This is a genomic window from Mesorhizobium sp. USDA 4775, assembly GCF_054062655.1.
This window is the reverse complement of sequence record NZ_JBSSFM010000001.1, coordinates 4,330,159-4,342,360: the sequence shown is the minus strand read 5'-3', so window position 1 is coordinate 4,342,360 and position 12,202 is coordinate 4,330,159. Positions and strand designations below refer to the sequence as shown.

Below are 12,202 nucleotides of genomic sequence, written 5' to 3'. Positions count from 1 at the left end.
GGCCGTTGGCGTTCCTTCGCGACCGCAGCTTGACGACGATCAAGTCTCTTCTCACGCCTGCCGCTAGAGTGACATGTAGTGGAGTGACATCATGAGAGATTTCAAAGGGAAGACTGCGATCGTGACCGGGGCCGGATCAGGCATCGGCGCGGCAATTGCAATTGAACTGGCGGCACGCGGTGCGCATGTCATTGCCGCAGACATTGATTTAGTGGCTGCAGAAACAACGGTGACGAAAATTGCTTCGACGCTTGGCAATGCGCGTGCCTTTCGGGTCGATGTCGCCGATCCGGGCTCGGTCGAGCAAATGGTGGCGTTCGCGGTCGAGACATTTGGCGGGCTCCAACTCGCCGTAAACAATGCCGGCATCGGCGGGCCAAGCGAGACCACGGCCAATTATCCCCTTGATGACTGGCGCAAGATTATCGATGTCAATCTGAACGGCGTTTTCTACGGTCTGAAATACGAGGTCGCCGCCATGCTGAAATCGCGCGGAGGCGCGATCGTCAATATGTCGTCTATTTTAGGCTCGGTTGGTTGGGAGAATGCCTGTGCCTATGTCTCGACCAAGCACGCGCTCATCGGGCTGACAAGGACGGCCGCCATGGAATATGCCGGCGACAATATTCGCATCAACGCCGTTGGTCCCGCCTTCATCGATACGCCATTGCTGACGAAAAACCTCGATGCCGAAACGATCGGACAATTGGCGGCCTTGCATCCAGTAGGTCGCCTGGGGACACCGGAGGAAGTCTCGGCGCTGACGTGCTTCCTGTTGTCAGCCAACGCCAGCTTCATCACCGGCAGCTACCATCTGGTGGATGGTGGGTACACCGCCAAATGATTCAGTTGCCACTGAAAAATGCCCACTGCAGTCGTACTGAAATCTATATCCGAATGGGAGTGCGACACATATCGCTTCCCTCTCGCTGTTGATGGGAGGCAGTCGCGCGGCTGACTTGGCGCAGCGTTCGCGCAAGTCATGGCAATCGACCTATCTATGATAACCCTCTGCTGATCTGATTGAGCGCTTATAGGGCGGGTGGTTGGTGATGTTTAGGAGTTTCGCCTTTTCTTCGTCAAGCAGCTTCAAAAGAAGCTTCCGAGTTGCCGGGTCCGTTTCCGTCTCCAGCCTCTTTTCGAAGTGCTTGATGTTCTCGCGGTGCACGAACTCAGCTTCGCTGCTTGCCATCGTGCGCTCCTCCTCTTGGAGCCTTTCAAGGCTAGGTAAACTACGCCCTTCGCGCCAATGGGTCTAGAGCGTCGCCCAGCCCAGGGGAAGGCGGCAATCCGAGACAGCCTTCAAAACTTTATCAACAATTCAGCCAAGGCCAGGAATTCACCGCAGACTGACAAGTCGCCGGCGTTTCTCTCGGGTCGTCGGCTCAAGCGAGCTTGTGACCCGCCGCCTGAATCGCGAACCGCCGTCTCCGTCTTGATTATCGCCCCGGATTTTTCGCGCGCGTGGTTTTGGGCGGACCAGCCGGCACCGAGAAGGGCATGCCAAGGTTGATGGATGTCGGCGGTACGCTACCCGTCGTCGAGAAGGGCACCACGGCCGGTGCTGGCGATGCGCCGACACGGACGTCTGCAGTTGGATCCTCGGCAAGGAGTTGTTGCGCGGCTATTTCCTGTGTCCATACGGCAAGGACGCTCTGCTGCGTTGTCACGGTGACGACGCAGTAACCTCGGGGATCCAGGACGAAAAGCGCAGCGCCGTCTTCGCTATGAATTTTTTGGAAAGCCCGGTCGATGACTTGCAGGCAGGCAACCAGGCGCTCCAAGTCCGGCAGGTGTGTGTGGCGAAGCATATCCACAAGCCTGAAGGCTTGCACGCCGCCTTCAGTGATCTTCGCGCCTTCGCGGCCAAGTTCGAAGAAGACGTTGACGACAGGCAGCATACCCCTGACCGAGTCATAGACCGCCATGGCTTCCTGGGGACTGCATGCCACCAGGTGCGACGCGTCGGAGGCCATCGTGTCGGAAACTGGGTGCAGGCCCAGCGAACGGGCGATCTCATGTTCTAGCCATTGCCGCACTTCCGGCGGAGCGGATCGAATCTGTTCAGGGCTCAGTGTGATACCGACCATTTTGAAGTCTCCCATTCGCCTGGTGTCGCCACGACAACAGAGAGCCGACACCACGACCTTGATCCGCATCAATCAACGGGCGAGTGACCTTTGGTTGCACGCAAGCTTCCGCGTCGGGTCACGAGAGACAGAGATGGCAGTGTAGGACGGCAGACCAATGTTTAACGGCAGGACGCTTCGCGTTGGCAGGCCACCTGCGCCGATCATCTTGTTCGTTTGATCCGGCTCAAAGCACGCCGTTGCCGATCGCGCTTAAAAAAAGCCCTGCCACCTGCAAAGGAGAAGGAGCGTCACATGAGCTACAAGGATATCCTGGTCTTCCTCGACGGTTCTGTCGAAAACGCGGCACGAGTGGATTTTGCCCTTTCTTTGGCGAGGGCGCATGGTGCGAGGTTGACGGGCGTCGATGTCGACTCCGCGGCGGCGTTTGTCGGCGAGTGGTCCGAACGCGCGAAATCGCTTGAAGAAACATTTCACGCAAGCGCCGAACGGTTCGGTGTGGACGTCCGCTTCAGGGTCGCAGAGCAGAGCTCGGGCGACTGGAAGAGCTACTATACGCCGTATGCGGATCTGGTGATCGCCAGCCAGCCCAATCCCGAGGTCGCCGACAAGATCCTGCCCGAAGTGCCAGGGGATTTGCTTATGTCCGCGGGCGTGCCGATGATCCTACTCCCACGGGACTGGCGTCCGACGCCAGTTGGAGAAGAGATCGTGATTGCCTGGTCACCAAGCGGACAGGCCGCGCGCGCTGTGCACGATGCGATGCCCATACTGACCCAGGCGCGAAAGGTAACCGTATTCAAATTTGCGCCTCCGGCCGACGCAAAGGATGCGGATGTTGACCTGCTGCGCGACCATTTGCGTATGCATGGCGTCAAAGCCGAGACCGACCGCTGGACGGACACTGGCGATCTATCGGCAATCGAGGCGCTATTTGCTTCGCGAGCAATGGAGGAGGCAGACCTTATCGTTGCCGGCGCTTACAGCCATTCGCGAATCCGTGAGGCCTTGTTCGGCGGGATGACCAAATCCCTGCTCGACCAATTCTCCTTGCCGGTGTTCGTCTCGCACTGAATGCGAACCCAATTCGGCAAGGGTCGGGCCACCACAAGCAGGTGAGAACTGGGTGACGGCAGCGGTTGGTACGGCTTGTCAGGTTGAGCCACTTCCCAAATTTTCCGTCTCCAGCTTCTTTTCAAAGTGCTTGAGATTCTCGCACGAACTCAGCTTCTGGCCATCGTGCGCTCCTCCCTCGTGGAGCATTTATGCGCTGCGTAAACTACGCCTTTCCTAAGTTTGAACTCGAAATAGCGAGGCCGAAAACGGGTTGGCAGCGTCACGACAAGATCGGTGACCCGTATCCACTTGGCGCAAGTGCCTCGCAGAGTAACCCTGTGTCCGAGGGCCTTCTCCGCCGCCTCGAAGGGCGTTCGCCCGCGGGCGTCCAACGTCGAAACGACGGATACTCCATCCGGCGGCGATGGATCGCAGCGTCGGAACCCAACCCGGCTATCGAGTATGAGATGGCTGGATAGCAACACAATGGGTCGGCGCTGCCCGAAAGCTCCAGGTTTGGCACTGTTCTCCGCTCAGGTTTGGCACTGTTCTCCGATCCGAGGCCGGCTTGCGCTTCGATCGCTGTCAACAGAGAAGGGCGAAAGCGGCGGGCGTGGCGCCTGCTGCGCGCGTTGGAGCCTCTTGTATTCCGCATCCAGCAAACGGGAAATATGCCGACGCTTGGGTGGATCAAGTTGGGCAGCCATCAGTCCTTGCCAGTAATAGGCAATGTTCGCCTTATGGATCAAAGCCGCCTTCGACTGTGCCATGGATGCTGAGGCTGAACTTTACCAAGGTTCCGAAATATAAGCGAAGATTTGCCGCCGCTCAAGTTCCTGCGCGACTGCCTCGGGAAGCCGACAGCAGTTGCAGTGGACCGCATGCCCCAAATGCCAGAACAGACCGTCATTGGAAGTCTGCTCGGCGGGTGCTGGGTTTTCGCTATGCCACTGCACGTTGACGGGTCTGGCAAACCTAAAATGTAATCGCTCGTGCAACATCGAAGGCCTCCCTTTTTGGAGAAGCCTATCTTCGGGCACGTCTGTCGGGGTTGATCTGAGTCAAGCGTGTCCACGGTCGCGCGATTTATCGTTCCCGCTTCCGTTGAATGATTTAGCGCCGGATGTCGAAGATGACGCTTTCTGAGAGCCTGACTTCTGTCGATCTGACTTTCCAATGTCCGACCTGCAAATTCCCCATCGTCAAGCGCGGGAGCTGGTTCCGCGTCGTGTCCAAATATCGATGCGAAGGTTGCGGGCGCACGATCCGGATTGGCTACCCTGAAAAGCAAAGGCTATTCCAAAAGCACGCCCACCTAGGCGGCTCTGCGCAAACCAGTCGCTTTCGTGGTGCGACTTAGATCTACTCCCTAGCGCACCGCTCCAATCGGGTCTGGTTGCGGCCAATATAAGAGCTTCAGGATTGATCGTGCTACGTTGGGAATGCACTATACTCGATATACAACGGACTGGTGGCCGGTCCAGATGCGGCCAGAGCTTAGTGCAGAACGTTTGTCTGTTCACCACCATGCCTATCTTGAATGCCAACGCCTCTTCTTTCCGCTTTCAGAGCCGGCGGCCGGCAGTGGCGATGCCGATCGTCAGGATCCTTCGTTGTCTCTAACGTCGGAGAGATAGCCTTGTCATTGGACGCCTTGGTTCAGCGAATGCGCAGTATACCGTTGGGCGACGCCGAGCGAGATGCTCTGGCGAGAACGATGACGAGCACAAGGAGTTACAGCCGTGGCGAGACCATCTTTGATTCCGACGAGGATAGTTCAGAGCTTCACATAATGTCGGAGGGCTGGGCCGCCCGCTCCGTTTCGTTCAAGGACGGATCCCGGCAGATTACGGATTTTCTTATCGTCGGCGATCTGTGCGACCTATCGGCATTGGGGAAGGGTTCTGTCGGACGCGTGGCCGCACTCACCCCGGCCGTGGTTACGGTTCTGAATCGGCAGGCCGTGACCGCGGCGATGGCTAGCCATCCCAACCTCGCGAGAGCTTTCATAAGTATCGCCTTGATCGAACAGGCAACCTTGCGGGTTTGGCTGGCATATATGGGGCGGCACGAGAAAACGACGCATCTTGGACATCTCTTTTGCGAGCTGCATGCCCGCCTTCGACGCGTCGATCTTGTGGGGGATCATTCCTTCGATCTGCCATTGACCCATGAGGTCCTGGCTGACGCCACGGGAATGAGTGGCGTTCACCTCAACCGCGTCCTGCAACAGATGCGCAAGGACGGGTTGATCACCCTTCACAAGCATCATTTGGAAATACTTCAGCCACAGCGGTTGCGGGAACTGGCGGAGTTTGATCCTGGTTATATCCGCCCTTTATAGCCATGGGACGGTTGAAGTTGGGAGTTGTTCTCACCATCCACAAGACCACCCCATGTCCAGTCACCGAGCAGTTGGCTGGAGCGAGTCGCCAACTTCCTGCTTGCGCCACGGCGAGGGACGGCGCTCCGCGCGGGACCACTTAGGACGTGTCGATAATTTATCGCGCTAATTTTTGGGATTGCGGCTTGATTGTATAGTTCCATTCACCGTGGAATTCGTTGCGAATGATGTTCAAGCTGGCCATGTCCTCGTCGGAGACTTTGATCCCGGCGGGATAGCGGTTTTCATCAAGTTCGCAACGAACGGTCAGTCCCGCCGTCGAGGTTGTGGCGCCGATGAGTTCGACGATGGTGCGATAATCGGTGAGCGGTCGTCCACGCCAGTTTCTCGAGATGAACGAGAAGAGGCGGTGTTCGATCTTGTTCCATTTGCTGGTGCCGGGCGGGAGATGGAGGACAGCGATGGTCAACCCCAACTCGTCGGCCAGCTTTTGGAGTTCGACTTTCCACAGGCGCACGCGCGAACCGTTGCTTCCGCCGCCGTCGGCGGTGATCGTCAAGGTATGAGCGTGCGCGTAGCGATCACGCCCCATGCTGATCCACCAGGAGCGTATGGCGTTGACGGCGAAGGCAGCGGTATCGTGGTCGATCCCGACGCTGACCCACCCTTTGTCATCGGCGATATCATAAATACCGTAGGGCGCGGCACGACCGAGCTTCGGGTCGACGAAATCATGGACGCGGACCGGCTCTGGTGCTCCGGCCGGTCGGTATTCACGTCCGCCATTCTTGAAGTCGCCGACGAGTTCTTTCTTCTTCGTATCGACGGAGATCGCAGGTTGACCGGCCGTAATGGCGTCCTTGACCGTCCTGGCGATGTGCTGGAACTGTGCGTCGCGATCGACGTGGCTCGATCCCTCCAGCGTCTTTCGATTGCCCTGAAGAGAATACCCAAGCGTTTTCAACAGAGTACCGACGACGTCATGACCGACACGATGGCCCATGGCGCAAAGCGCCGCCGCCAAGTTCCGCAAGCTTTTCGATGTCCACTTCAAGGGTGACATCGGATCGCCACGCGTGGCGGGGTCGACAAGCCTTTCCAGGTCGCTGAGAAGTGTCGGATCCGTCTGCGTCAAAGGTTTGCGTCCGGCACCCTTGCGCCGGATGCCGCCAAGAGCTGAATCCGGCGCCGCGCCGCGCAGTTCCCGCAATCCATATCCGATGGTGCTACGCGCGATCCCCGTTGCCGCGGACACCGCCGCGATCCCGCCCCAGCCCGCGGTGAGCGCTTCCGCCGCCGCAAAGCGGCGACGACCACGCTCGTCCAGCACGGGGCTAACCGCATCATAGCGGAGCTTTATAGCGGCGACATCGATCACCGCCCATGTCTACAAAGCAACGCAGGATTTCGGAATCCCCCAAAACGAGCTTTATCGATTCAGCAATTTATCGACGTGTCCTTAGGGGAAACACCGATCAGTCCCTCGTCGGGATGTCGCCCGTTCGCCTCGCCATTCCGCAATAAGCCGGACGCAGCCCGAACGCGATAGCCCAAACAGTGGCAGCGTACTCAACGGGCAATTCCATGCTCGCGAGACCAACCCATGTAAGTGTTTTCTCGGAGCCTATCTGCATAAATGCATGCTCGCAATTGAGGGTGAGTGGGCATTCGTACGCCGATAACAACGACATCTGACACATAGGGACACTGAGGAGGGAGGTTGCCACGTCGAGGCTCCTGCACTGTAGCGCGGGTTCGAGATGAGGTGCCTCCGACCTATTGGCGACGACTTGTTGATGCGCCGCAGGTTTAGCCGCACGCTCAAGACGGCTGCGGCTAAGGGAGGAGGAGATGAGGCGCGATGCAATCGCGGCCATCCATAAAGCTATCTCGCCGTAACCCCGACAAAGGGGGGCGCACCTTGATTGGTGACTGGCTACCCACCTTCACTTGATAACTGCGATTTCGGAGCCCTCGAAAAAGCAGATCTCCTCCTGAAATCGGAGCGCGTTGCCCCAACATGCGCCCCGGTAGGCCGGCGCCTTCGCCCACTCTACCCCAATGAAGGCGCCGGCCGCTCCCACATGCGAGGTGGTGATGGTGATGAACGGCCGCAAATTCGTCCACGCCGACCGTTCGATGATATCGCCCTTGAGCAGAGCCGGTCGAGGCGACGACAGTCAGCGTTGCGCCAAGCGGTCACTCAGGAGTGGAACCGAATCGCTTCGTCCAGCATCTAGAGCCCCTCATTTGGGGAACACTCTCTCCAGGGGGCCACGGCACTGCCATTGATTTGGATCAATGGCGCCAACCCTACTTCGAGATATTTTCTTAGAAAATTTTGCGAGCTGCCCTTGCGTTACAGGTCGTGGAAATCGCTGGCGCCTGCTGCCCATAAAAAGGAAACGTGGAAAGGACAAACCTGATGTTTGGCGACAAGGAGACGCGCCTGGTCGAGGCTGGACTGCTTCTGGCGGTCCCTGTTTCAATCTTGGTGGCGGTGTTGCTCGCCGGTCTTTCGTTGGCCTGAAACACGGACTATCTATTTTCACGTTCCTTGGGATGAGGCCCCCTTGAGTACTGGCGAGATGAACTTCTCTGAAGACGATCGATGAGCACCACATCGACCGGGCATTGAACCCGCGGGTTTCATCCCTCGCTGTAGGGTCAGGTCATTCTTGAGAGTGTTGAGCCGATAGCCGAGCCAAGTCGAGAATAGTTCGTCTCAACTTAATAGTTGGAGGAGCCTATGAACGGCAAGATTTTCGATAAGCCCGTTTTGGTCAAGAACGGGCAGCATATTATCGAGGAGATTGAAAGCTTGGCTGATGCTTTCCAGTTCCTTGAAAAGTGGCCGGAGAGCCGACGGGGGCCGATCTACCAGACTGCTATTCGTGCCTGTCAGCGCGCCTGTGATGGTTACGTGCCACTTTCCGTTGCGCGCGACGCATTCGCCGGGTTTGCCCGATCAGTCAAGATTCTAGAAGACGTAAGCACGGTGCTGCCGTGGACAGAGAGGACGAATTCCGGCCGCGGCGGCGTACCAATATAAACAGGCGATCGCCATTGGCACTGAGGGCTATAGCGCGCCGATCAGGTGCGCTGAGGACCACCAGCCGAGGCAATCAAGCTTGAGGCTTCCTGAGCAAGGTGGATCACCCGATGGATTGCAAATAATGCTCCCGAGAAGACGAAGGCCGATGGCTTCTCTGTCGAAGACCGCACAGCCAAGGTGATCGCAGACCCAAATCTGTCGGCATCAAGCTCTGCGAGATCCAAGAAGTCGATCCCACACGCCTGCTTTGCGCCAACGCACGAAGCGATTGTCGCAGGTGCTGCGGGTCCATAGCGCTCTGGGAGGTTGCGCCATGGCGCACCGGATCGCAGCACCCAGAAGATGCCAGTCAGCCCGCGGCCAACCTCGACGCGGGAACGCCCTCGGCTTCCGAACGGTGATCAGCTGCGAGTTCCCGATGTTGGGCTGCCAGGCTCTGCAAGGTCTGCCGTTTCATTGGCCTGACGCCCGGACTTGGTCTCACGATTTTGCCTCGGCTCCGGCACGGTTCTCCGCTAGGCAAGTTGAAGATGGTCGGTAGGATTCCCGGGCCATGCGGCGGCTCGCATCCTTGACGCGCGTCAATCCATTAGCCCTCCAAACCGGATAGAAGAAAACATGCGTTTCTTCGCTCTCAAAGGTTCGGAACAACTTGGCGCGGCCGTAGCGCAAGTGCTTTCGATCGAACTCGACCCTCATGAAGAGAGAGATTTCGAGGATGGGGAACACAAGGCTCGCCCGCTGGTCAGCGTACGCGGCAGGGATGTCTACGTGCTGCACAGTCTGGCTGGAAACGGCGGCGCCTCTGCCAACGACAGACTGTGCAAGCTCCTTTTCTTCCTGGCGACATGCAAGGAGAACGGTGCTGCGCGTGCAACGGCAGTCGTTCCCTATCTCGCCTATGCGCGCAAGGACCGGCAAACCAAGGCGCGCGATCCCGTCACCACGCGCTATGTCGCGCAACTCTTCGAGGCTATGGGCACCGACCGGATCGTCACGCTCGACGTCCACAATTTCGCGGCTTTCCAGAATGCCTTTCGATGCGAGAGCGTGCATCTCGATACGCGAAAGTTGTTTGCTCCGCTGATAGGCAAGCTGGCCGGCGACCTGCCGGTGACCATCTTCTCGCCCGATGGGGGTGGCGTGAAACGCGCGCAACTGCTCAAAGAGGTTCTGGAGGCAGAGAGCGATAAAGAAATCGGATTCGGCTTCATGGAAAAGCGCCGCAGCCGGAACGTGGTTTCCGGCGAACTGTTCGCTGGCGACGTCGTCGACAATGCCGTCTTCATCGTCGACGACATGATTAGCACCGGTGGCACCATGCTGCGCGCAGCACTTGCGTGTCGCGAACGCGGTGCCCGGGCCGTTCATGCGATCGCCACGCACGGACTGTTTGGTAAGGGTGTCGAAATGCTGTTCGGCAGTCAGGCGATAGACCGCATCACCGTCACTGACAGCGTGGACTTGGCGTCAGCTGCCAAAGCCCGTCACCCGCAAGCGCCCCTGGACATTCTGCCGATCGGTCGCCTGATCGGCAAGACAATCAGGCGTCTCCACACACAGGGGTCGATTTCCGACCTGATCGGGATTGATGACTGAAAATCTCGCGCTCCGCCTGCCTGATGTAGCCGATCGCCTGCGGGCGCCATTTTTCTGGATGACGGATAGGTGTCTCAAGGAGATGCGCGAGCCCCAAACGGGCCTTTAGCAACGCTCGGAAACCGCCATAGAGCGCCAGCAATTCGGCATCAGGGCGGTCCGGCAGCCGGCCCTCCAGAGCCTTGACCAGGAGCGGCCGAATCCATGGCGCGCCAAGCATCTCGCATTCCAAGCCGAGATAGTTGATCTCGTCATAGGGATCGACGATGCGCATCGATCGGTTGAACTCGAGGCAGTCGATGATTTGGGGTGGCTGACCAATGCAGACGTGTTCGGGGCGCAGGTCACCATGCCCCTCGACGATGGCGCCGCGAAGGATTCGTGCTTCGATCCGAGACCTTAATCGCTGCAGCAGACTGTCTACTGTGTCCAAAGTGCCGGACACCATTTCCACCAACGCGAATTCGGGCCGGAGCAGAATGGCGCGGTTGATGCGCTGCTCTTCAGAAAGGTGGCGCAGATAGGCGCCGCCGCCGTCAATTTCAGCTTGGCGTTGCGCATAAAAGGCCGCCAGCGCTTTGGCGACGTCGTCTATCTCAGTCGCCGCCAGGCGTCCGAGGGCGATGCGCTCGTCCAGCATGTCGCCGTGCGGCAGGCGCTTCATTTCGACCAGCCAGTCTACGACGCGGCCACCACCGCCGAGGGTTAGTCGGCCTGATAGGTCGCGGCGAAGAGGAACGACCCGCCGATAGGTTTCGGCGGCTAGGCGAGCGTTCAGCCGCAATTCCTCGCCACAGTAGAAGTGCCGCTTCGTGATGGTGCTGAAGTCGAGGAACGCATGCCTGACCGGCTTCTTGAGCTTGTAGACCAGATCGTCCGTGAGGAAGACCCAGGACATATGCGTCTCGCGGACATCCACATGTGTCGTTCCAACCCCGTATGCCGCCGGATCGCTGAGAAAGCTCACCTTCGCCGCCAACTCCGCAAATTGCCGATGTCCCATCATCATCATCGTCGGCACAATGGTGGCCAGAAGCGATCCGTACTTTGACGCGTGTCAAGGACGTGCCCGCTGGCCGTGACATTTTGGGTGCAATTCCGGCTGCATGTCATGGAGCGCAACACCATCGGCGATCTTTGTCTGTATCTGGATGGCGTTTTTCCGCGGGTTCGCCGGCAAGGCATGGCCTGATCAATATCGGCAAGTCGAAAGCGCAGGTCTATCTGCAGGCAAGACCGGATTGACTTTGAAGACGTGGCGGGCGGCCGCCCGCAATGCGAGAGAGGCTTGATCCCATGCTGTTCGCAGATCGCTCCGAGGCAGGAAAACGGCTTGGCAAGGCCCTTGATCGCTATCGAGGCGATAATGTCGTGGTACTGGCCTTGCCCCGCGGCGGCGTCCCGGTGGCGGCAGAGGTCGCCTCCCATCTGAAGGCTCCTCTCGACCTGCTTCTGGTGCGTAAGATTGGAGTACCAACCCACCCCGAACTTGCCATGGGCGCGATCATCGACGGCGATGATCCCATCGTTGTGCGCAACGAAGATGTCATTCGTCTAGCCTGGGTTTCGGCGGCAGAGTTTGACAAGTCATGCGAAAGGGAACTCGCCGAGATCGAGCGCCGACGTCGTCTCTACGTCGGCAATCGCCATCATGTCGATGTCAAGAGCAGGATAGCAATCATAGTCGACGACGGGATCGCAACGGGCGCAACCGTTCGGGCTGCGATCCGCGGCCTACGACGGCGCAAGCCCTGCAGCATCGTAGTGGCCGTTCCTGTCGCCCCGCCTGAAACGATCGAGGAACTGAGGAAAGAGGCCGACGATGTCATCTGCCTTGAAGAGCCCGAATTTTTCCAGGCGATCGGCCTTTATTATCGCGATTTCCATCAATTGAGAGACGAGGACGTGATCGCCTTGATGGGCGCTGCACAGGGCAGGGCATCTGCGGGACGCTCGTCGTCGGTCGACGAATAGTGCTTCAGCTATCCCCGATGGGTGGACAGCGCCCATGATTGCAATCATCGCTGAAAGCGGCCGATTTGGACTTCAAAATCGGCA

10 protein-coding genes and 1 pseudogene are annotated in these 12,202 nt (G+C 58.5%); 6 read left to right on the top strand and 5 right to left on the bottom strand.

What is annotated here, in order from left to right:
* The first annotated feature begins 91 nt into the window (after positions 1-91).
* A complete protein-coding gene (locus ACVILI_RS21230) occupies positions 92-844 on the top strand; it encodes an SDR family NAD(P)-dependent oxidoreductase (protein ID WP_038647160.1) in 753 nt (250 codons plus the stop codon).
* Between the two features lie 150 nt (positions 845-994).
* Here ACVILI_RS21230 and ACVILI_RS21225 read toward each other — a convergent pair whose 3' ends face one another.
* Entirely contained in the window at positions 995-1,192 is a 198-nt protein-coding gene (locus ACVILI_RS21225) for a hypothetical protein (RefSeq protein ID WP_038647158.1), read from the bottom strand.
* A gap of 247 nt (positions 1,193-1,439) precedes the next feature.
* Entirely contained in the window at positions 1,440-2,090 is a 651-nt protein-coding gene (locus ACVILI_RS21220; protein ID WP_141700869.1) for a hypothetical protein, read from the bottom strand.
* Between the two features lie 294 nt (positions 2,091-2,384).
* Between ACVILI_RS21220 and ACVILI_RS21215 the strand changes: the two genes are divergently transcribed.
* Both ACVILI_RS21215 and ACVILI_RS21210 read left to right on the top strand, forming a co-directional pair.
* Positions 2,385-3,164, top strand: a complete 780-nt coding sequence (locus ACVILI_RS21215; RefSeq protein ID WP_038647156.1) for a universal stress protein — start codon at positions 2,385-2,387, stop codon at positions 3,162-3,164.
* A gap of 1,699 nt (positions 3,165-4,863) precedes the next feature.
* Positions 4,864-5,490 carry a Crp/Fnr family transcriptional regulator gene (locus ACVILI_RS21210; RefSeq protein ID WP_171903228.1) on the top strand — a complete coding sequence of 209 codons (627 nt, stop codon included), beginning with the start codon at positions 4,864-4,866 and terminating at the stop codon, positions 5,488-5,490.
* 157 nt (positions 5,491-5,647) lie between these two features.
* Here ACVILI_RS21210 and ACVILI_RS21205 read toward each other — a convergent pair whose 3' ends face one another.
* On the bottom strand, positions 5,648-6,868 hold the full coding sequence (locus tag ACVILI_RS21205; protein WP_038650363.1) for an ISAzo13 family transposase: 1,221 nt from the start codon (positions 6,866-6,868) through the stop codon (positions 5,648-5,650).
* Between the two features lie 1,371 nt (positions 6,869-8,239).
* On the opposite strand from ACVILI_RS21205, the gene ACVILI_RS21200 reads away from it, so the two are divergent.
* Positions 8,240-8,542 (top strand): DUF982 domain-containing protein, encoded by a 303-nt coding sequence (locus ACVILI_RS21200; RefSeq protein WP_038647151.1) that lies wholly within the window; start codon positions 8,240-8,242, stop codon positions 8,540-8,542.
* Between the two features lie 225 nt (positions 8,543-8,767).
* On the opposite strand, the pseudogene ACVILI_RS21195 reads toward ACVILI_RS21200, so the two are convergent.
* Positions 8,768-8,943, bottom strand: a pseudogene (locus ACVILI_RS21195) (transposase); the annotation flags it as partial.
* Between the two features lie 220 nt (positions 8,944-9,163).
* On the opposite strand from ACVILI_RS21195, the gene ACVILI_RS21190 reads away from it, so the two are divergent.
* Positions 9,164-10,144 (top strand): ribose-phosphate diphosphokinase, encoded by a 981-nt coding sequence (locus ACVILI_RS21190; RefSeq protein WP_038647149.1) that lies wholly within the window; start codon positions 9,164-9,166, stop codon positions 10,142-10,144.
* Here ACVILI_RS21190 and ACVILI_RS21185 read toward each other — a convergent pair.
* The gene (locus tag ACVILI_RS21185; RefSeq protein ID WP_051726813.1) at positions 10,089-11,156 is read right to left on the bottom strand and encodes a hypothetical protein; all 1,068 of its coding nucleotides are present in this window, start codon (positions 11,154-11,156) and stop codon (positions 10,089-10,091) included. The two genes, ACVILI_RS21190 and ACVILI_RS21185, sit on opposite strands and share 56 nt — an antisense overlap.
* Positions 11,157-11,440: 284 nt before the next feature.
* Between ACVILI_RS21185 and ACVILI_RS21180 the strand changes: the two genes are divergently transcribed.
* On the top strand, positions 11,441-12,118 hold the full coding sequence (locus ACVILI_RS21180; RefSeq protein ID WP_038647147.1) for a phosphoribosyltransferase: 678 nt from the start codon (positions 11,441-11,443) through the stop codon (positions 12,116-12,118).
* The last annotated feature ends 84 nt before the right edge of the window (positions 12,119-12,202 follow it).

Coding starts and splice junctions, on each gene's coding strand:
- ACVILI_RS21215 (WP_038647156.1), top strand. CDS start 2,385: ATGAGCTACAAGGATATCCTGGTCTTCCTCGACGGTTCTGTCGAAAAC.
- ACVILI_RS21230 (WP_038647160.1), top strand. CDS start 92: ATGAGAGATTTCAAAGGGAAGACTGCGATCGTGACCGGGGCCGGATCA.
- ACVILI_RS21220 (WP_141700869.1), bottom strand. CDS start 2,090: ATGGTCGGTATCACACTGAGCCCTGAACAGATTCGATCCGCTCCGCCG.
- ACVILI_RS21180 (WP_038647147.1), top strand. CDS start 11,441: ATGCTGTTCGCAGATCGCTCCGAGGCAGGAAAACGGCTTGGCAAGGCC.
- ACVILI_RS21225 (WP_038647158.1), bottom strand. CDS start 1,192: ATGGCAAGCAGCGAAGCTGAGTTCGTGCACCGCGAGAACATCAAGCAC.
- ACVILI_RS21185 (WP_051726813.1), bottom strand. CDS start 11,156: ATGATGATGATGGGACATCGGCAATTTGCGGAGTTGGCGGCGAAGGTG.
- ACVILI_RS21190 (WP_038647149.1), top strand. CDS start 9,164: ATGCGTTTCTTCGCTCTCAAAGGTTCGGAACAACTTGGCGCGGCCGTA.
- ACVILI_RS21200 (WP_038647151.1), top strand. CDS start 8,240: ATGAACGGCAAGATTTTCGATAAGCCCGTTTTGGTCAAGAACGGGCAG.
- ACVILI_RS21210 (WP_171903228.1), top strand. CDS start 4,864: ATGACGAGCACAAGGAGTTACAGCCGTGGCGAGACCATCTTTGATTCC.